The 18938-nt window shown below is 58.0% G+C and carries 15 protein-coding genes and 2 pseudogenes; 7 read left to right on the top strand and 10 right to left on the bottom strand.

What is annotated here, in order from left to right:
• Positions 1-49 precede the first annotated feature (49 nt).
• A complete protein-coding gene (ffh, locus tag K3169_RS07695; protein ID WP_027902601.1) occupies positions 50-1426 on the bottom strand; it encodes a signal recognition particle protein in 1377 nt (458 codons plus the stop codon).
• A 210-nt stretch (positions 1427-1636) separates the two neighbouring features.
• Here ffh and K3169_RS07690 point away from each other — a divergent pair, with 210 nt between their 5' ends.
• From K3169_RS07690 to K3169_RS07680, 3 genes and pseudogenes are all read left to right on the top strand, one after another.
• Positions 1637-2449 carry an inner membrane protein YpjD gene (locus K3169_RS07690; protein ID WP_099267648.1) on the top strand — a complete coding sequence of 271 codons (813 nt, stop codon included), beginning with the start codon at positions 1637-1639 and terminating at the stop codon, positions 2447-2449.
• A 13-nt stretch (positions 2450-2462) separates the two neighbouring features.
• Positions 2463-3698 carry an HlyC/CorC family transporter gene (locus K3169_RS07685; RefSeq protein WP_263270855.1) on the top strand — a complete coding sequence of 412 codons (1236 nt, stop codon included), beginning with the start codon at positions 2463-2465 and terminating at the stop codon, positions 3696-3698.
• 314 nt (positions 3699-4012) lie between these two features.
• Positions 4013-5334: pseudogene (locus K3169_RS07680) on the top strand (MFS transporter).
• 152 nt (positions 5335-5486) lie between these two features.
• On the opposite strand, the gene purT reads toward K3169_RS07680, so the two are convergent.
• From purT to K3169_RS07655, 5 genes are all read right to left on the bottom strand, one after another.
• Entirely contained in the window at positions 5487-6668 is a 1182-nt protein-coding gene (gene purT, locus K3169_RS07675) for a formate-dependent phosphoribosylglycinamide formyltransferase (RefSeq protein WP_099267645.1), read from the bottom strand.
• 99 nt (positions 6669-6767) lie between these two features.
• The gene (locus K3169_RS07670; protein ID WP_263270853.1) at positions 6768-7235 is read right to left on the bottom strand and encodes a VUT family protein; all 468 of its coding nucleotides are present in this window, start codon (positions 7233-7235) and stop codon (positions 6768-6770) included.
• 205 nt (positions 7236-7440) lie between these two features.
• Positions 7441-7635 (bottom strand): DUF1289 domain-containing protein, encoded by a 195-nt coding sequence (locus K3169_RS07665; RefSeq protein ID WP_406644141.1) that lies wholly within the window; start codon positions 7633-7635, stop codon positions 7441-7443.
• Positions 7635-8159 carry a gamma carbonic anhydrase family protein gene (locus K3169_RS07660; protein ID WP_263270852.1) on the bottom strand — a complete coding sequence of 175 codons (525 nt, stop codon included), beginning with the start codon at positions 8157-8159 and terminating at the stop codon, positions 7635-7637. Before K3169_RS07660 ends, K3169_RS07665 begins: the two co-directional genes overlap by 1 nt.
• Positions 8160-8200: 41 nt before the next feature.
• Entirely contained in the window at positions 8201-8797 is a 597-nt protein-coding gene (locus tag K3169_RS07655) for a CoA pyrophosphatase (RefSeq protein WP_263270851.1), read from the bottom strand.
• A 156-nt stretch (positions 8798-8953) separates the two neighbouring features.
• Here K3169_RS07655 and K3169_RS07650 point away from each other — a divergent pair, with 156 nt between their 5' ends.
• Together K3169_RS07650 and K3169_RS07645 are read left to right on the top strand one after the other, a co-directional pair.
• Complete coding sequence (locus K3169_RS07650) at positions 8954-9505, top strand: NUDIX hydrolase (RefSeq protein WP_263270850.1); 552 nt, start codon at positions 8954-8956, stop codon at positions 9503-9505.
• A 188-nt stretch (positions 9506-9693) separates the two neighbouring features.
• A pseudogene (locus K3169_RS07645) lies at positions 9694-10113 on the top strand (L,D-transpeptidase family protein); the annotation flags it as partial.
• A 171-nt stretch (positions 10114-10284) separates the two neighbouring features.
• On the opposite strand, the gene K3169_RS07640 reads toward K3169_RS07645, so the two are convergent.
• Together K3169_RS07640 and purL are read right to left on the bottom strand one after the other, a co-directional pair.
• Positions 10285-10596, bottom strand: coding sequence for a YqfO family protein (locus K3169_RS07640; protein ID WP_099267641.1), 312 nt, complete (start codon positions 10594-10596; stop codon positions 10285-10287).
• A 6-nt stretch (positions 10597-10602) separates the two neighbouring features.
• A complete protein-coding gene (gene purL / locus K3169_RS07635) occupies positions 10603-14499 on the bottom strand; it encodes a phosphoribosylformylglycinamidine synthase (RefSeq protein WP_263270849.1) in 3897 nt (1298 codons plus the stop codon).
• 225 nt (positions 14500-14724) lie between these two features.
• Here purL and mltF point away from each other — a divergent pair, with 225 nt between their 5' ends.
• Positions 14725-16185, top strand: coding sequence for a membrane-bound lytic murein transglycosylase MltF (mltF, locus tag K3169_RS07630; protein ID WP_099267639.1), 1461 nt, complete (start codon positions 14725-14727; stop codon positions 16183-16185).
• Between the two features lie 214 nt (positions 16186-16399).
• On the opposite strand, the gene tadA is transcribed toward mltF, so the two are convergent.
• A complete protein-coding gene (tadA, locus tag K3169_RS07625; RefSeq protein ID WP_027902587.1) occupies positions 16400-16882 on the bottom strand; it encodes a tRNA adenosine(34) deaminase TadA in 483 nt (160 codons plus the stop codon).
• A complete protein-coding gene (locus K3169_RS07620; RefSeq protein ID WP_231676202.1) occupies positions 16882-18255 on the bottom strand; it encodes a multicopper oxidase family protein in 1374 nt (457 codons plus the stop codon). The genes tadA and K3169_RS07620 overlap by 1 nt, the downstream gene beginning before the upstream one ends.
• Positions 18256-18496: 241 nt before the next feature.
• Here K3169_RS07620 and K3169_RS07615 point away from each other — a divergent pair, with 241 nt between their 5' ends.
• Positions 18497-18814: a DUF2388 domain-containing protein gene (locus tag K3169_RS07615; protein WP_099267638.1), complete on the top strand. Its 318-nt coding sequence runs from the start codon at positions 18497-18499 to the stop codon at positions 18812-18814.
• The last annotated feature ends 124 nt before the right edge of the window (positions 18815-18938 follow it).

Genomic DNA, 18938 nt, shown 5'->3' with positions numbered 1-18938 from the left:
GGGCGAGCCCCCATGTGGAATGCGCGCAGAGCTTCCTGCGCGCGATACATCACATTTTTGGCATGCCGCCGCCGGGCAACATTCCGCCCATGCCGCGCATCATTTTGGCCATTCCGCCTTTGGCGGAGAACTTCTTCATCATCTTCTGCATCTGCTTGTGCTGCTTGATCAGACGCCCGATGTCCTGCACCTGCGTGCCCGACCCCATCGCGATGCGGCGCTTGCGCGAACCACTGATCAGCTCGGGATCGCGACGCTCTGCAGGGGTCATCGAGTTGATGATGGCTTCCATCTGCTTGAACTGCTTCTCTGCCACGCCCTGGGCATTGCCCATTTGCGACAGGTTGACGCCGCCGATACTCGGCAGCTTGTCCATGAGCCCGCCAAGGCCGCCCATGTTTTTCATCTGTTGTAGCTGATCGCGGAAGTCTTCGAGATCGAAGCCCTTACCTTTCTTCAGCTTTTTGGCCAGTTTGTCGGCCTTGTCCTTGTCGAGGGTCTGTTCGGCCTGCTCGATCAGGCTGAGCACGTCGCCCATGCCCAGGATTCGCGACGCAATACGGTCCGGGTGGAACGGCTCGAGCGCATCGCTCTTCTCGCCCATACCGATGAACTTGATCGGCTTGCCGGTGATAGCACGCACGGACAACGCCGCACCGCCTCGGGCATCACCGTCGACTTTGGTCAGGATCACGCCAGTCAACGGCAGAGCATCACCGAACGCCTTGGCAGTGTTCGCAGCATCCTGACCGGTCATGGCGTCTACGACGAACAGCGTCTCGGCCGGTTTGACCGCAGCGTGCAGCGCCTGGATCTCGCCCATCATTTCCGCGTCGATGTGCAGGCGACCCGCGGTATCGAGAATGACGACGTCGATGAACTTGAGCTTCGCTTCCTTTATTGCCGCCTCAGCGATGTCTACCGGCTTCTGGCTGATGTCGGACGGGAAGAACGTAACGCCGATGTCGCCTGCCAGCGTTTCAAGCTGCTTGATGGCCGCCGGACGATAAACGTCGGCCGACACAACCATGACGGTCTTCTTCTTGCGCTCTTTGAGGAATTTGGCCAGCTTGCCTGCAGTAGTGGTCTTACCGGCACCCTGCAGACCTGCCATCAGAATCACGGCAGGCGGCGTGACATTAAGAGTCAGCTCTTCGTTGGCTGCCCCCATCATGTCTTCCAGCTCGGCCTGAACGATCTTCACAAAAGCCTGGCCCGGCGTCAGGCTGCGGGACACTTCGGTGCCGACAGCGCGCTCCTTGACCTTGTTGACGAAGTCTTTGACGACCGGCAAGGCAACGTCGGCCTCAAGCAAAGCCATACGCACTTCGCGCAAGGTGTCTTTGATGTTGTCCTCGGTCAGCTTGGCCTTGCCAGTTACATGGCGCAGCGTCTGCGAGAGACGGTCTGTCAGATTTTCAAACATGCGCGATCCTTTCAGGCTCTTGGCGAACCCCGGTTGATGCGGCCCGGCCCGTTATAAAATGGCGCTCGGCGAGCCTGCGGCTTGAGCAGGTCGCGGATTATAGCGAAGACTCTGCGGCACGGACACCATGGAGTCTGCATCTGTGGTCTTTCGTGAAATGACGGTTGTATGCCAAACTCAGCGTCTTTAGAGGCCCGTCCATCAGGATTTATGTTCCCTTTGCCACCCAGCCTGCTACCCAGCCTCGCCGCCGCCTGCCTTTATGCCGCTGCGACAATCTATCAAGGCATCCGCCTCAGCCAGGCGAAACGCGCCGACAAACGGCTGCTTTGCCTGCTCGGTACGCTGGCCGTTGTTGCTCATGCCTTCGGACTTTTCTCCCAGTTGATCCGCCCCATCGGACTTGGCCTGGACTTTTTCAGCGCCGCCAGCCTGATTGCCGTGGCGGTGATTGCCCTCACGCTGCTGGCGACCGTGCGTATTCCGGTTGAAAACCTGCTCGTGCTTTTATTCCCACTGGGGATGGTTACCGTATTGCTCGCGCAGTTCGCGCCAGTTGGCACCGTGCAACCCATCGTTGAAGAACCGGGCATCCTGAGCCACATCCTGCTGTCGATCCTCGCTTACGGGATGTTCACCATTGCCGTGGTGCAGGCATTGCTGCTGCTGGTGCAGGATCATCAACTCAAACACAAGCACCCTTCCGGGCTGATCAAGAATTTCCCGCCACTGCAAACCATGGAAAGCCTGTTGTTTGGTTTTCTCTGGGCCGGCTGGTCGCTGCTTTCGCTGTCTCTGATTTCAGGCTGGCTTTTCGTCGAGAACCTGTTCGCGCAGCATCTGGTGCACAAAACCCTGCTGGCCTGCCTGGCCTGGGTCGTGTTCAGCGTACTGCTGTGGGGTCGTAACCGTCTCGGCTGGCGTGGACACAAGGCTATCCGCTGGACCCTGGGCGGCTTCTGCCTGCTGATGCTGGCCTATTTCGGCAGCAAGCTGGTCCGCGAATTCATTCTGCACATCTGACGGTTCGCTGATTATGGATAATTTGCCAATCGCGCCGATGCTCGGTGTCGTGGTCCTGTTGATTCTCTGGGCAGCCCTGTTCACGGCCATTGAAACTGCCCACCATCACCTCAAAGTGCTGCGCAACGGCGACCGCCTGCCCACGTCCAGCTGGCCAGAGCTTAAATTCGAGCTGGGTAGCCTGATCCTCGCCAACACGCTTATCAAAGTGTTGATCACCGTAATCGTCACCTTACTGTCGGTGAACTACTGGTTTTACAACGGCCCGACACTGGCCTGGATCATTGTCACCAGCATCACGCTGATCTTCGCCGAACTCATCCCGCGCAGGTTGGCGGCGCGTCATCCGCAAGCCATCGTGCACATGGCCAACAGCTTGCTGCGTATTCCGATGATCATCCTCTGGCCGCTGGCCTGGCTGTTCAACTCCATAGCCAGGACGCTGCTGCGTCCCTTCGGCACGCGCAACAAGCAGGCTATCGCAGGCGATGAGGATGGCGAGCGCCCGCACGCGCATCATGACGGCGTGAATGAGCACCATCCCGGCCGCTCGCCCGTGCTGTCAGGCATTCATGCACTGGACAGCATCACGGTCAATGACATTCTGGTACCGCGCAGTGAAGTGGATGGCGTCAATCTCGACGACAGCATCGAACAGATCGTCGAGCGCCTGATCATTTCGCGCCACACCCGGCTGCCGGTCTACCACAACGACATCAATCAGGTTCAGGGCGTACTCAATACCCGGCAGATCAGTCATCTGCTGCCCAAGGGCGAATTGACCAAAGAACAGATCGTCGCCGCGTGCTATGAGCCGTACTTCGTTCCGGAGAGCACTCCGCTTCAGTTGCAACTGCTGAATTTCCACAAGCAACAGCGCCGCATGGGCGTCGTGGTCGATGAATACGGCGAAGTACTGGGCATCGTCAGCCTCGAAGACATTCTTGAAGAAATCGTCGGCGAATTCGAAAACGAGCAAACCCTGAACAACCCGCACATTCATCCACAGGCCGACGGTCGTCTGGTGGTAGATGGGGCTGCGTCGATTCGCGATTTGAACAAGAGCCTGGGGTGGCATCTACCGTCCGATGGGCCCAAGACTCTTAATGGTCTGGTCACCGAAGCGCTGGAGACCATTCCGGAAAGCGCGGTTTGCCTAAAGATCGGGCCGTATCGTCTGGAAATTCTCGAAACCGAAGACAACCGTGTCGCACGGGTCATGATGTGGCAGAAACCCGCCGCTCGATAACGTAACAGGCGTTTTTGCCAGACGCCCTTGCCAGAAGCCTCTTGTTATACCGGCGGCTCGATTCCTATAATCGGGCCGCTTACCCAGCCCGCCGATCCGTGTGCTACCCGCACCCCATGTGATCCGGCCAGTCATTCAGCCTGAACGTCTCGCGCATCTCCCTGGCTCTGCCCTACCCCCGGCATGACCAACGCCTCTCGCCCTTATCCGGGCTAACCTGATCAGCGCTGTACCCACAATAATTAATGTATGCCGCCGTGGATCGTCGTATCTGGCGATCACCGACAGGCACTATGACTGTCAGGAAGACCCGCATGACTACGACTTCTGCCACCCATGAAACTGAGAGCGCACCGGCTCGCCCGGTCAACTCTGCCACACGTGTCGCCACCGCCAGCTTCATTGGCACCGCCATCGAGTTCTACGATTTCTACGTGTACGCCACCGCCGCTGCGCTGGTGATCGGCCCGGTGTTTTTCCCGCAAACGTCCGGCACCGCACAAATGCTGTCCGCATTTCTGACGTTTGGCATCGCCTTCCTTGCCCGCCGCTAGGCTCAGCGCTGTTTGGCCATTTCGGCGACCGTATCGGACGCAAGTCGACGCTGGTCGCCTCGTTGCTGTTGATGGGCGTGTGCACCACGCTGATCGGCGTACTGCCGGGCTACGCAACGATAGGTGCCTGGGCACCGATTCTGTTATGCGTGCTGCGTTTCGGCCAGGGATTGGGGCTGGGTGGTGAATGGGGCGGCGCAGCCTTGCTTGCCACGGAGAACGCCCCCAAAGGCAAGCGCGCCTGGTTCGGTATGTTCCCGCAACTCGGCCCTTCGATTGGTTTCCTCGCCGCGAACGGGCTATTCCTGACACTGGCCATGACGCTGGATGACGAACAGTTTCGCTCATGGGGCTGGCGAATCCCGTTCCTGCTGAGCGCGGCACTGGTAATGGTTGGGCTCTATGTGCGACTGAAGCTCGAAGAAACCCCGGTCTTCACCAACGCCATCGCCCGCCACGAACGGGTGAAGATGCCAATAGTGGAGCTGTTCAGCCAGTACTGGGCGCCGGTATTACTGGGCGCCGCATCAATGGTGGTCTGTTATGCGCTGTTCTACATCTCAACCGTGTTTTCCCTGAGCTACGGCGTATCAACGCTTGGCTACAGCCGTGAGACCTTCCTCGCCCTGCTGTGCTTCGCAGTACTGTTCATGGCAGCAGCGACTCCGCTGGCGGCATGGGCCAGTGACCGCTTCGGACGTCGCCCGGTGTTGATCATTGGTGGCGTGCTGGCGATCCTCTCGGGCTTCACCATGGAGCCGTTGCTGACCCACGGCACGACATGGGCGGTGGCGCTGTTTCTGTGTATCGAACTATTCCTGATGGGCGTGACCTTCGCCCCGATGGGCGCAATGTTGCCCGAGTTGTTTCCGACCCGTGTGCGCTACACCGGCGCGTCAGCGGCCTACAACCTGGGAGGCATCGTCGGCGCATCGGTAGCGCCCTTCTTCGCCCAGAAACTGGTGGCGATGGGCGGACTGAGCTGGGTGGGCGGGTATGTGTCGGCAGCAGCGTTGATCAGCGTGATTGCCGTGCTGTGCCTGAAAGAAACGCGTGAGGCGGATCTGGATAAAATCGTTTAGCTCAAATCTGATCCTGTAGGAGCTGCCGAAGGCTGCGAAGCATTCATCCTGACAAACCGCCATTGCAGCCTTCGGCAGCTCCTACAGGTCCAATGCTTGCTTCGAGATAGCGCGGTGTCAGCGACACCGCGCCATTTCCTGCAGGGCTTGCGTTACAGCTGGACTTTCACAGCCCGCGAAGAACGCGTCGCCTTGGCGCGCGCTGCTTCGATCGACTCGTCGCGAGCCAGAGCAACGCCCATGCGGCGCTGGCCGTTGACCTCAGGCTTGCCGAACAGGCGCAGCGCGGTATCCGGCTCGCTCAGCGCCTCGTTGAGGTTGGCGAAAGTGGTATTAGTGGACTGGCCTTCCACCAGAATCACCGCAGAAGCCGATGGCCCGAACTGGCGAATTTGCGGGATTGGCAAACCCAGAATCGCGCGGGCGTGCAAGGCAAACTGCGACAGGTCCTGAGAAATCAGGGTTACCAGACCTGTGTCATGAGGGCGCGGCGATACTTCGCTGAACCAGACCTGATCACCTTTGATGAACAGCTCAACACCAAACAGACCGCGACCACCCAAAGCTTCGGTCACTGCCTTGGCAACGCGCTCGGACTCAGCCAACGCAATCGGGCTCATTGCCTGTGGCTGCCAGGATTCCTGATAGTCGCCCTTTTCCTGGCGATGACCCACTGGCGCGCAGAACGTAGTACCGCCAGCGTGGCGCACGGTCAGCAAAGTGATTTCGTATTCGAAGTCGATGAATCCTTCGATGATCACCCGACCTTTACCGGCACGACCGCCTTCCTGAGCGTAATCCCAGGCTTTCTGCACGTCATCAGCAGTACGTAACAGACTCTGGCCTTTGCCCGACGAGCTCATCACCGGCTTGACCACACACGGGAAGCCCAGGTCCTGGACTGCCTTGCTGTAGTCTTCAAAGGTGTCGGCGAAGTGATACGGCGAAGTCGGCAGGTCCAGCTCTTCAGCAGCCAGACGACGGATGCCTTCGCGGTTCATGGTCAATTGCGTGGCGCGGGCCGTCGGGATAACTGTGAAACCTTCAGCTTCCAGCTCAACCAGAGTAGCGGTGGCGATGGCCTCGATTTCCGGCACGATGTAGTGCGGTTTCTCGGCTTCGATCACTGCACGCAGCGCAGCACCGTCAAGCATGTTGATCACATGGCTGCGATGGGCAACCTGCATGGCAGGCGCATTGGCATAACGATCAACAGCGATCACTTCAACGCCCAGGCGCTGCAGTTCGATCACGACTTCCTTGCCCAGCTCACCGCAACCGCAGAGCAATACGCGGGTCGCGACAGGCGACAGTGGAGTTCCGATTTGAGTCATCTCAGGTCCTCGTGGAGCAGATATCGAGGGCAGCCCGCGTCAGGTGCGAGCGACCGCTGTGGAGAAAGGCGCGCAATTTACCACGAAGGCCCGTAATTCTCAGCCCGCACTCGCATTCTTGCGTGCACGCCAGGTCATGATCAGCCAGACGGCCGTGACGCCGACAAATTTGGAAACCAGCGCCGTGATAATCACGGGCGGGGTCAGCGCATCGATCATGCCGAAAAAGATGAAGGTGTCCACCGGGATACTCAGCGCAGAGCTGAGCCATAAGCGATCACGCAGTGGGCGCCTGGTTACCGTAAATACCAGCCAGTCGATGCACTCCGAGACCGCAAACGCCGTGGCACTGGCCAGCGCGATGGTCGGGTCGGACGTCACATACGACAGCACCAGAGCCGCCAGCATGGCGAGGATCGCCCCATGCCCAAAACGGGTTTGCACCATGTCGCGCAGCACGAACACCAACCCACCCCAGGCGGACCAGATAACGTCCAGGTGCGGCGCGGCAGAGAAAGCAAAGTTGATCAGCACGACACTGCTGATATAGGCGATCAGGAAGAGCATGAGGTGAGGCTTATGTGGCGGGGAGGATGGGTAATGGTATCAGGCGATGCAATGCGGTGGCGTATTTGAAATGAGATTCAAACAGTGGGAGCCGAGCTTGCTCGCGATAAGGACACCGCAGATATCATGTAGATTGCGCCCAGCCTCATCGTCGGAATGCCGCCCAGACCAAGCTCGGCTCCCACAGGAAAAGCGCGACTTCGGATTACATTTTCCACACCAGCCCACTCGCCTCGGCCCGCTCATGGCAGAGCCTGAGCACGGCGCGGCGCTGGTCATTGTCCATGGCGTGCCAGTCAGTGATTTCTTTGACGGTGCGCTGGCATCCCAGGCAGACATCGTCGTCATCCAGGGCGCAGATACTGACGCACGGAGAGGCTACGCGGCGTTCGGTTTCCATCAGTCTTCCTGCGGCATCAGGTCGCGAGCGTAGCGCTGGGCGTTGTGGACGTAATGGGCGGCGCTGGCTTCGAGCATTTTCTTCTGCACATCAGTGAGTTCGCGCACCACTTTACCCGGTGAACCCATGACCAGCGAGCCATCGGAGATAACCTTGCCTTCGCCGATCAGTGAATTAGCGCCAATGATGCAGTATTTGCCGATCTTCGCGCCGTTAAGAATGACCGCGTTGATGCCGATCAGGCTGTAGTCGTCGACGCTGCAGCCATGCAGCATTGCGTTATGACCAATCGTCACGCCTTTACCGATCTCCAGCGGTGAGCCCATATCGGTGTGCATGACCGTACCGTCCTGAACATTACTGTTCTCTCCAATATGGATAAGCTCGTTATCCCCACGCAGCACCGCGTTGAACCAGACATTGGCTCCTGCCTCCAGCTTGACCTTGCCAATCAGCACAGCATTAGGCGCGATCCAGCTTTGGGGATGGGTTTCGACGCGAAAATCGCCCAGACGGTATTTCATGCACAAGTATCCTCAAGGCTCTGCGGCCTGTTTAACGATGCTTAGATCACGGAGTGTTCTGGCGGGTGATGCAGACTGATATTGCTGTCATAAAGCACATTGATCAATTCGACAATCATGATCGCGGTCAGGCCCCATATCTTGAATTCGCCGTAACGATAGCTGGGCACGTACCAACTTTGACCTTGATAGTCGATGCGGTGGGTATGCTCCCGGGTGTCCTGACGGAAGAACTCCAGTGGCACGCTGAACACGGCGGCGATTTCGGCATCGTTGGGGCGGTACTCCACGAAGTCGGGAATCAACCCCACGTAAGGCGTGACCTTAATACCGTGCTTGGATATCAACGGACTGAGCGGCCCGATCACTTCAACCAGCCCCGGCGGCAGACCTATCTCCTCCTCGGCTTCGCGCAGTGCAGTGAAAATCAGGTCACGGTCTTCCGGATCACGCCGCCCACCAGGGAAAGCCACTTCGCCGCCGTGAGTCGACAGCCCGCTGGCACGCAGCGTCAGAATAAGCTCCGGCTCGTCGTTGCGGGTAATAGGCAGCAACACCGCAGCTTCGGGGAAAAGTCGATCCGTCTCAAAGGTGCTCGGCGTATGACTGCTTACGCGGCGAAGTAGCTCATCCAGCATGGGAAATCTCGATCTGTTGCCTACCCGGCATCATGCACCAAAGTGGCGAACTGCCCAAGTCCTCGCAGGACAATGTGAACGCGACTAAAGCGCAGCTTGCCGATCACCCTTGGCACACGCCAAGATAGCGACTGAATTCAGCAATTGAACGCGTCCATGAAATTCTGCAGCCAATGCGGCAAACCGGTCATCCAGCGCATACCCGAAGGCGACAGCCGCCTGCGCTTTGTCTGCGAGCACTGTCAGACCATTCATTATCAAAACCCCAATATCGTTGCGGGCTGTCTGGCCGTCTGGGATAACAAGGTCTTGTTATGTCGTCGCGCCATCGAACCGCGCCTGGGTTTCTGGACCTTGCCAGCCGGATTCATGGAAAACGGTGAAACCATGGAACAGGCAGCGCGCCGGGAAACTTATGAGGAAGCCTGTGCAACACCAGGCGAACTGAACCTGTACATGCTGGTGGATGTGGCGCATATCAATCAGGTTCATGTGTTCTTCCGGGGCGAACTGGCCACACCGGAATTCGCTGCGGGAATTGAAAGCCTGGAAGTCCAGTTGTTCGATGAAGCGGATATACCCTGGTCGGACCTGGCTTTCATGACCGTCCGGCGTACCCTAGAATGCTTCTTCGCTGATCGTCGCGAGCAGGCTTACCCTGTGCGTAACGAAGCCCTGCCGCCGTCGCGGCCCATTCAAGACACTTAATCAGGCCAGCCCCTTACAGGCGCCGCTTCAGGGATACCGTTTCGATGCGTTGGTTGCTCGCTGCTTTGTGCTTGTCTTTCATGCCGTTGTCCCAGGCCTCGTTTACCCAGACCATTGTTCCCAAAGGCAGCGAGCAAAAGATCGTCGGCGAAAAAGTAGTCAACGTTGAGAACATTGCCGACAAGAAAATCGACAAGGTGCTGGTGCTCAAGTCAGCTCGCCAATTGCAACTGATCAGCGGCGGCGAGCCTCTGAAGACTTACCGTATTTCGCTGGGCAAACAACCCAAAGGCACCAAACTCAAGGAAGGCGACCAGCGCACACCGGAAGGTTTCTATTGGCTGGACTGGCGTAAAACCAGCACCAACTACAACCTGTCAATGCACATCTCCTACCCGAATGCGGCGGACGCCGAGCGTTCGAAACGCGAAGGCGTGAAGCCCGGCAGCATGATCATGATTCATGGCACGCCAGTGGATGAGGAATATCCGGAGTGGTACTTCCACACGCTGGACTGGACCAACGGCTGCATCGCGCTGAAGAACAACGACATGCGGGAAGTGTGGGGCCTGGTGAAGGACGGCACGATGATTGAGATCAGGCCTTAATCCAGGCATCGGGAGGACGCATATCTAACTGCCTGCGCGATCCCTGTGGCAGCGAATTCATTCGCGAAGAGGCACGTACAGTCGATAAAGATTTATCGTCTGTGCCGCCTTATTCGCGAATGAATTCGCTCCCACAAGTCCCCATATGCCGCATCATTAGCGCTGGGGAGATCAAAAAACCTCCAGCCGCCAAACCTCATAGGCCGGCGTTTCGTAGGGGTGGCTCTGCTTGAGAGCCGCCACTACTGGCTGAATCAACTCATCCGCAACGACAAGCTCGACTTTCCATTCCTGTACCTGCTCGACCACACCGCTCCGCCCAATAAATGGCTGGCTGCCATCCAGCGGGCGGAACTGGCCTTGACCCAGCACCTGCCATGAACACTGATCATAAGCCCCGATTCGCCCTGCACCAGCGGCGAATACGGCACTTTTGACCTGTTCCACATGGCTCGGCGGTACAAAGAACGCGAGCTTGTACATTGTTTCTTAGTTCACCCACGCACGGGCGTTGCGGAACATGCGCATCCACGCACCGTCTTCGTTCCAGTCTTCCGGACGCCACGAGTTCTGTACCGCACGGAATACACGCTCAGGGTGCGGCATCATGATGGTGACGCGACCGTCGCGGGTGGTGAGGCCACCGATACCGCGCGGCGAACCGTTCGGGTTTGCCGGGTAGGCTTCGGTGATCTTGCCGTGGGTATCGACGTAGCGCAGCGCCACAGTGCCGGAAACATCGGCAGCGACCAGCGCTTCATCGTTGGCGAACTCCGCGTGACCTTCACCGTGAGCGATGGCGATCGGCATACGCGAACCGGCCATGCCTTGCAGGAAGATCGACGGCGATTCCTGGATCTGCACCATGGCAACACGCGCTTCGAACTGCTCGGAGCGGTTGCGCACGAAGTGTGGCCACAGCTCGCTGCCCGGAATCAACTCGTGCAGGTTGGACAGCATCTGACAACCGTTGCATACGCCAAGGGTGAAGCTGTCCTGACGCTCGAAGAAGCCCTGGAACGCATCACGCGCCCGGCTGTTAAACAGCGCCGACTTGGCCCAGCCTTCGCCAGCCCCCAGTACGTCACCGTAAGAGAAACCGCCGCAAGCAACCATGCCCTTGAAGTCGTTCAGATCGACACGGCCCGCCAGGATATCGCTCATGTGAACGTCAATCGCGTTGAAACCCGCGCGGTCGAAAGCAGCTGCCATTTCGACCTGACCGTTGACGCCCTGCTCACGCAGCACAGCCACTTGCGGACGCACGCCAGTCTTGATGTAAGGCGCAGCAATGTCTTCGTTGACGTCGAAGCCCAGCTTGACGGTCAGGCCTGGATTATCTTCTTCCAGCAGCGCGTCGAACTCTTGATCGGCACATTCGGCGTTATCACGCAGACGCTGGATCTGGTAGCTGGTTTCAGCCCATTGACGCTGCAACAGACGACGCTGGCCACTGAACACTGGCTCGCCATTGAAGCTGATGGCGACTTCATCGTTGTTGACCGGCTGACCAATCACCGCGACGCAATCTTCCAGACCGGCAGCGCTGAACTGAGCCAGCACGTCTGGCGTGGCGTCCTGACGAACCTGGATGACTGCACCCAGTTCTTCGTTGAACAGGATCGCTGCCAGTTCAGCCGGCGTTTCAGCAAGGCCGTCCATGTGCAGGTCCAGACCACAATGCCCGGCAAATGCCATTTCCAGCGTGGTGGTCAACAGACCGCCATCGGAACGGTCGTGGTAAGCCAGCAGGTGGCCGTCAGCATTCAAACCTTGAATAACAGCGAAGAAGGCCTTGAGGTCTTCCGCGTCATCGACGTCCGGCGCAACGCGACCAAGCTTGCCGTAAACCTGAGCCAGGATCGAAGCACCCATACGGTTCTGGCCACGACCCAGGTCGATCAGGATCAAGTCGGTAACGCCCTTGTCCATGCGCAGTTCCGGGGTGAGGGTCTTGCGGATGTCGGTCACCGGGGCAAAACCGGTTACGATCAGCGACAGCGGCGACGTCACGCTCTTCTCGACGCCGTCATCGCTCCAGCGGGTCTTCATGGACATCGAGTCCTTACCCACCGGAATGGTGATACCCAGTGCCGGGCAAAGCTCCATACCGACCGCTTTCACAGTGTCATATAGACGAGCGTCTTCACCTGGGTGACCGGCAGCGGACATCCAGTTGGCGGACATTTTGATATCGGAAAGCTTTTCGATGCGCGATGCAGCGATGTTGGTCAGCGTTTCGCCGATGGCCATACGGCCCGAAGCAGGAGCGTCCAGCAGTGCCAGCGGAGTACGCTCGCCCATCGCCATCGCTTCACCGGTGTTGACGTCAAAGCTGGTCGCAGTCACGGCGACGTCAGCGACTGGCACCTGCCAAGGCCCTACCATTTGATCGCGAGCGACCAGACCGGTAATGCTGCGGTCACCAATGGTGATCAGGAAGCTTTTGCTGGCAACGGCCGGGTGGTGCAGAACGCGTTGTACGCTTTCTTCGATATCCAGCACGCTTGGGTCGAAATCATCGCCCAACTCGTTTTCGCGATCAGCACTGCGGTGCATGCGTGGAGCCTTGCCCAACAGCACCTCCAGCGGCATATCAACCGGATTGTTACCGAAGTGGCTGTCGGTCACTGTCAGTTGCGGCTCGGCAGTCGCCTCGCCTACTACCGCGAACGGGCAGCGCTCACGTTCGCAGATCGCCTTGAAACGCTCGAAATCTTCGGCGCCAACAGCCATCACGTAACGTTCCTGGGATTCGTTGCTCCAGATTTCCAGAGGGGCCATGCCCGGCTCGTCGTTCGGTACGTTACGCAATTCGAAACGACCGCCGCGGCCGCCATCATTGACCAGCTCCGGGAAGGCGTTGGACAAACCGCCCGCGCCGACGTCATGAATGAAGCTGATCGGGTTCTTGTCACCCAATTGCCAGCAACGGTCGATAACTTCCTGGCAACGACGCTCCATTTCAGGGTTTTCACGCTGAACCGACGCAAAATCCAGATCCGCAGAGCTGGTACCGGTGGCCATGGAAGAAGCCGCACCGCCGCCCAGACCGATCAACATCGCCGGGCCGCCAAGCACGATCAGCTTGGAGCCAACGGTGATTTCGCCTTTCTGCACGTGTTCGGCACGGATGTTACCCATACCGCCAGCCAGCATGATCGGCTTGTGGTATCCGCGAACTTCATCGCCGTGCGGCGTACTGATGGACTGTTCGAACGTACGGAAATAACCGGTCAGGGCCGGACGGCCGAATTCGTTGTTGAACGCTGCGCCACCCAGCGGGCCTTCAAGCATGATGTCCAGCGCGGTCACGATGCGCTCAGGCTTGCCGTAGTTCACTTCCCACGGTTGTTCGAAGCCGGGGATCTGCAGGTTGGAAACGGTGAAGCCGGTCAGGCCAGCTTTAGGCTTGGCACCACGACCCGTTGCGCCTTCGTCGCGAATCTCGCCGCCAGAGCCGGTCGATGCGCCCGGGAATGGGGCAATCGCAGTCGGGTGATTGTGAGTCTCGACCTTCATCAGAATGTGCACAGGCTCCTGAACCGCACCGTACTGGCGGGTTTCAGGGTCCGGGAAGAAACGACCCGCCACGCTGCCGACGATCACCGAGGCGTTGTCCTTATAAGCAGACAGGACGCCTTCGCTGTGCATCTGATAGGTGTTCTTGATCATGCCGAACAGGCTTTTTTCCTGACTCTCGCCATCGATATCCCAACTGGCGTTGAAGATCTTGTGACGGCAGTGCTCGGAGTTTGCCTGGGCAAACATCATCAGCTCGATGTCATGAGGGTTGCGCCCCAGACCATTGAAACTGGTGACCAGATAATCGATTTCGTCTTCAGCCAGTGCGAGGCCGAGCTCGACGTTGGCTTTTTCCAGCGCGGCACGACCGCCGCCCAGCAGGTCAATCGCCGTGAGCGGCTTGGGCTCGGCGTGAGTGAACAGGCCTTCGGCTTCCTGTACGGAACCCAGCACCATCTGCGTCATGCGGTCATGCAGGCAACCGGCGATGATTTGCGCTTCAGCTTCGCTGAACTGTCCTTCTACATAGAAGGTAATACCGCGCTCGATGCGCTGGACCTTCGCCAGGCCGCAATTACGGGCGATATCGCTCGCTTTGCTGGACCACGGCGAGATAGTGCCGAAACGTGGCATCACCAGGAACAACCGGCCGCTCGGCTCTTGAACCGGCACGCTCGGGCCGTATTTCAAGATGCGAACGAGAACTTCCTGTTCCTCGCCAGTCAGATCGCCAGTAACTTCGGCAAAGTGGGCAAATTCGGCATACAAGCCGCTGACAGCTGAAACTTTCTGTTTCAGTTGTTCCAGCAATTTGCTGTGGCGAAAGGCAGAAAGGGCAGGAGCACCGCGCAGGATCAACATCTTCGGGACAGCCTCGGGAAGGGGGTGTGCTTTGAGGCCGTGCATTCTAGCCTAAAGCGACTGCTTGAGCACCCAAAACGGCCAGATTGACGGTGTCCGCATATCGGCGGCTCATGTTGCCGTTCACGCAGCCCTCAGCTTGCCCATCAGAAAGGCGGTGCTCTAGCAGACCCGAGCTTCGCTGTCGAGATATGGCGACGGGTGCGCTTTGCGTATACTGCTCCGATGTTTTCCCAATCAGACTTCCGCCCTCGTTGTGCCAGATGGCTCATCGCAACCGGACTCTTCCTGATGCTCGGCGCCTGTGTTGATAAACCCAACACACTGGAGCGAGTAAAGGAGGACGGCGTGCTGCGCGTGGTCACTCGCAACAGCCCCGCGACCTACTTCCAGGATCGCAACGGGGAGACGGGTTTCGAGTACGAATTGGTCAAGCGTTTCGCCGAAGATCTCGGCGTAGAGCTGAAGATCGAAACAGCCGACAATCTTGATGAGTTGTTCGATCAGATCCAGAAACCAGGCGGTCCGGTGCTGGCAGCCGCTGGATTGATCGATACGGAGCAGCGTAAAAAGCAGGCGCGCTTCTCTCACTCCTACCTTGATGTCACCCCGCAAGTCATTTATCGCAACGGCCAGTCACGCCCTACCGACCCTTCAGATCTGGTCGGCAAGCGCATTATGGTCCTTAAAGGCAGCAGTCATGCCGAACAGATGGCCGCTCTGAAAGCACAAAATCCTGCAATCGAGTACGAAGAATCCGACGCTGTTGAGGTTGTTGACCTCCTGCGAATGGTAGATGAGGGCCAAACTGACATCACGCTGGTGGATTCCAACGAACTGGCGATGAATCAGGTTTACTTTCCCAACGTGCGCGTGGCCTTCGATCTGGGCGAAGGTAAAGGGCAGCGCTGGGCAGTCGCACTTGGCGAAGACAACAGCCTGCTCAACGAAATCAACGCCTACCTCGACAAGGTCAATAAAAACGGCACCTTGCAGCGCTTGAAAGACCGCTATTACGGGCACGTTGACGTTTTGGGTTATGTGGGCGCTTATACCTTCGCCCAGCATTTGCAGGAACGCTTGCCTAAATACGAGAAGCACTTCCAGGCGTCTGCCAAGAAAGAACAAGTGGACTGGCGTCTGCTGGCAGCCATCGGCTATCAGGAATCACTGTGGCAGCCCGGCGTTACTTCCAAGACTGGCGTGCGCGGCCTGATGATGCTGACCCAAAACACCGCCCAGGCCATGGGTGTGTCCAACCGACTGGATGCCAGACAGAGCATTCAGGGTGGTGCAAAGTATTTTGCCTACGTGAAGGAACAGCTGGACGACACGATTTTAGAGCCGGATCGTACGTGGTTTGCTCTCGCTTCCTACAACATTGGTAGCGGACATTTGGAAGATGCGCGGAAATTGGCACAAAACGAAGGCCTGAATCCAAATAAATGGCTCGACGTTAAAAAAATGTTGCCCCGCCTTTCGCAGAAAAAGTGGTACAGCAAGACTCGCTATGGATACGCCCGAGGCGGCGAGCCGGTGCATTTCGTGGCCAACATCCGCCGTTACTACGACATTCTCACCTGGGCCACTCAGCCTCAGCTAGAAGGCAGCCAGGTTGCAGAAAGCAATATGCATGTGCCGGGTGTTAACAAGACCAAGCCTGCAGAAGAAAATCCTCCGCTGTAAAAGACTTCCCCCTGCCTCTCTAAAACAATATTGAAATGAAACGCGAGCTCACTGGATCTCCATGATCTCAAGCTCATGATGAACCTATGGGACCGAATTTATTCGGGAAGGCGGTATTTCAGGCGACACATAGGTTGCGATTGTACCGGCCCTTTCGCGAATAAATTCGCTCCCACACAGACTGTGTGAAAACGTAAATTCCAGCGACTCAGAATCACCCCTTCGCCCGTCTCATCCTGAAAAACTCGCTCAGCATCGTGCCGCACTCCTCCCCCAGTACCCCGCCCTCAAACAACACACGATGGTTGAGAAAGCCCTGAGTGAAAAACTGCCCCTGGCTCTGGACAATGCCGGCCTTGGGTTCAAGTGCGCCGTACACCACGCGAGTAACACGCGAGTGAACGATCAGCCCCGCGCACATGCTGCACGGCTCAAGGGTGACGTACAGCGTACTGCCGGGCAGCCGATAATTGCTGACCGCTTGCGCCGCGGCTCGTATTGCGACCATCTCGGCATGCGCGCTGGGGTCATTGCCGCTGATAGGGCAATTGAAGCCGCGGCCAATGATCTCGCCGTCCTGCACCAGCACCGCGCCCACCGGCACCTCGCCCAGCGCAGCACCTTGAGCTGCCAACGCCAACGCTTCGCGCATGAAGTCCTGATCGCGGCTGCGATCAATAATTTGCGGCTGCCGCATCAGGAAACCTCTATTGCTGCCATAAGTCCGGTTTCCATGTGATCGATCACATGGCAGTGGAACATCCACACGCCGGGATTATCCGCCACCAGCGCCACACGTGCGCGCTCGTTCCTGCCCAGCAGGAAGGTGTCGGTGAAATACGGAATGATCTTTCTCCGGTCCGAGGCCAGCACCTTGAAGCTCATCCCGTGCAGGTGAATCGGGTGTTGGTATTGGGTCATGTTCTTGAGCTCGAAGATGTAGCTCTTGCCCAGCACCAGTTTTGCTATCGGGCGATCAGCGCAGGTCTTGTCAGTGATGTCCCAGGCTTCGCCATTGATCTGCCACAGACTCGGCGGCTTGCCATTGTCGACATTGACCGACACCGAGCCCACCCATTCAAAGTTGAAATTGAGTTTCTCGGCGTTTTCCAGATCCGGCTCGGCGATCGGATTAGCCGGCAGTTCCGGCGGCCATTCACCCGGCGCGTCGTCATTGGCGACCGAACGAAAAGTCCCCAGGCGCACCGGGCCATTTCGAAACGACAACTCCTCACCCGCTGGCGGCGCCTTGATCGCCAGACACAGGCGCATGCCCGGACCCAACCAATAATCTTTGCCCAATGGCCGAGGCTTGACCGGATTGCCATCCAGCGCATAAATCTGCGCCTCTGCATCCGGCAGATTCAGGCGATAGGTCACGGTGTTATCAAGATTCAGAATGCGCACGCGAGTGATCTGCCCGGCCGGCAATTCAATCACGCCCTGGGGAATGCCATTAATAGTAGAAAGCCGCCCCGCCGTCCCCTCACGTGCAGCCTCACGAATCACGCTGAATTCTGTAAACGCCCCTACTTCATCCACATGCCAGCTTTTCAGACTGACCGTGCGCTCATGCTTGAAACCCGTGGGCTCGCGCTCTTCGATGATCAGCGGCCCGACCAGCCCACGCCCCAATTCTTCACTGCTGCTGACATGGGGGTGATACCAGTAGCTGCCTGCATCCGGCACCAGAAACTTGTAATCGAAATACTCGCCCGGCTTGACCGGCAGTTGCGACACATAAGGCACACCATCCATCTCTAGCGGAAGACGGATGCCGTGCCAGTGAATGGTGGTTTCAACCGGCAGGTGATTGATAAAGCGCAAGCGCAGCCACTCGCCCTGGCGCACCCGCAACTCGGTCCCCGGCGCAGATCTGCCGAAGGCCCACGCCGGAGTCTGATGCCCGGGCACTAGCTCCACATCAAGCGGCGCGGCGATCAGCTCGAAATCATGCCCCTCCCCCGGCCCACGACGACCCAGCCAATAACGCGAAGCTCCTCCCGCCCCAAGCCCAACCACGGCAAGACCGACAAGGCCACCGAGTATTTGTCGACGGGTAAAAGACATGAACGTGAACACCTCAAAAAACCAGACACGGGTCGCAGTCGAGAGTCGATGCGAGGGGCGAATACGATACACCTGCATCTGGCAAAACTTAAGTGCGGTGGTGTCGCGCGACAGAGATTGGCCCTCAGGAGCTCAACGGATCCGGCGCAACAGGCTTGATTGAAATGGATGAGTTGATCTTTTCATAAATGAACCGTACTGTACGGTTTAGAAAAAACACCACCCATTGAGGTTTATACCCATGCGTCTTAAATTCGCTTTAGCCACCATCGCAGCGCTGTCGGTCCCCATGGCATCGGCAATGGCCGACTCGTTCTGGCGCAACGTACTAACGTCGGGGGCTACCACCGGCTCCAGCTACCTGACTTCCAAGGACAACAAGCAGATCGTCGCCACCCAGGACGATGCCAGCAGCTTTATCGCCAGTGGCGGGAGCATCCGGGGCCCGTACCTGGAAGCGGCTATCGCCAGTGCACGCGCTGAAAACCCTGAGCTGAAGGCCTCGGATATGGAGTTGGCGACTGCAATTCTCTACCAGAACTTACCGACTGACCGCTGATACTTGCTCACTGCCTGCAGATAATACCGGGGGAATATATATCCCCCGGCGTTTTCGTATGTCTGGATAAATAAATAACTAGCCGCGTCACGCTCATATCATACAAACCTATCCATTAAAAAGC

It is taken from the genome of Pseudomonas phytophila (genome assembly GCF_025643095.1).
In the GTDB taxonomy this organism is placed as follows: Bacteria; Pseudomonadota; Gammaproteobacteria; order Pseudomonadales; family Pseudomonadaceae; genus Aquipseudomonas; species Aquipseudomonas quasicaspiana.
The sequence above is the reverse complement of the archived record's forward strand: the minus strand, read 5'-3'. Positions and strand labels throughout refer to the sequence as shown.

Coding starts and splice junctions, on each gene's coding strand:
- ffh (WP_027902601.1), bottom strand. CDS start 1,426: ATGTTTGAAAATCTGACAGACCGTCTCTCGCAGACGCTGCGCCATGTA.
- K3169_RS07670 (WP_263270853.1), bottom strand. CDS start 7,235: ATGCTCTTCCTGATCGCCTATATCAGCAGTGTCGTGCTGATCAACTTT.
- purL (WP_263270849.1), bottom strand. CDS start 14,499: ATGTTGATCCTGCGCGGTGCTCCTGCCCTTTCTGCCTTTCGCCACAGC.
- K3169_RS07620 (WP_231676202.1), bottom strand. CDS start 18,255: ATGTCTTTTACCCGTCGACAAATACTCGGTGGCCTTGTCGGTCTTGCC.
- mltF (WP_099267639.1), top strand. CDS start 14,725: ATGTTTTCCCAATCAGACTTCCGCCCTCGTTGTGCCAGATGGCTCATC.
- K3169_RS07655 (WP_263270851.1), bottom strand. CDS start 8,797: ATGCTGGATGAGCTACTTCGCCGCGTAAGCAGTCATACGCCGAGCACC.
- K3169_RS07690 (WP_099267648.1), top strand. CDS start 1,637: ATGTTCCCTTTGCCACCCAGCCTGCTACCCAGCCTCGCCGCCGCCTGC.
- K3169_RS07615 (WP_099267638.1), top strand. CDS start 18,497: ATGCGTCTTAAATTCGCTTTAGCCACCATCGCAGCGCTGTCGGTCCCC.
- tadA (WP_027902587.1), bottom strand. CDS start 16,882: ATGCGGCAGCCGCAAATTATTGATCGCAGCCGCGATCAGGACTTCATG.
- K3169_RS07665 (WP_406644141.1), bottom strand. CDS start 7,635: ATGGAAACCGAACGCCGCGTAGCCTCTCCGTGCGTCAGTATCTGCGCC.
- purT (WP_099267645.1), bottom strand. CDS start 6,668: ATGACTCAAATCGGAACTCCACTGTCGCCTGTCGCGACCCGCGTATTG.
- K3169_RS07660 (WP_263270852.1), bottom strand. CDS start 8,159: ATGAAATACCGTCTGGGCGATTTTCGCGTCGAAACCCATCCCCAAAGC.
- K3169_RS07640 (WP_099267641.1), bottom strand. CDS start 10,596: ATGTACAAGCTCGCGTTCTTTGTACCGCCGAGCCATGTGGAACAGGTC.
- K3169_RS07685 (WP_263270855.1), top strand. CDS start 2,463: ATGGATAATTTGCCAATCGCGCCGATGCTCGGTGTCGTGGTCCTGTTG.
- K3169_RS07650 (WP_263270850.1), top strand. CDS start 8,954: ATGAAATTCTGCAGCCAATGCGGCAAACCGGTCATCCAGCGCATACCC.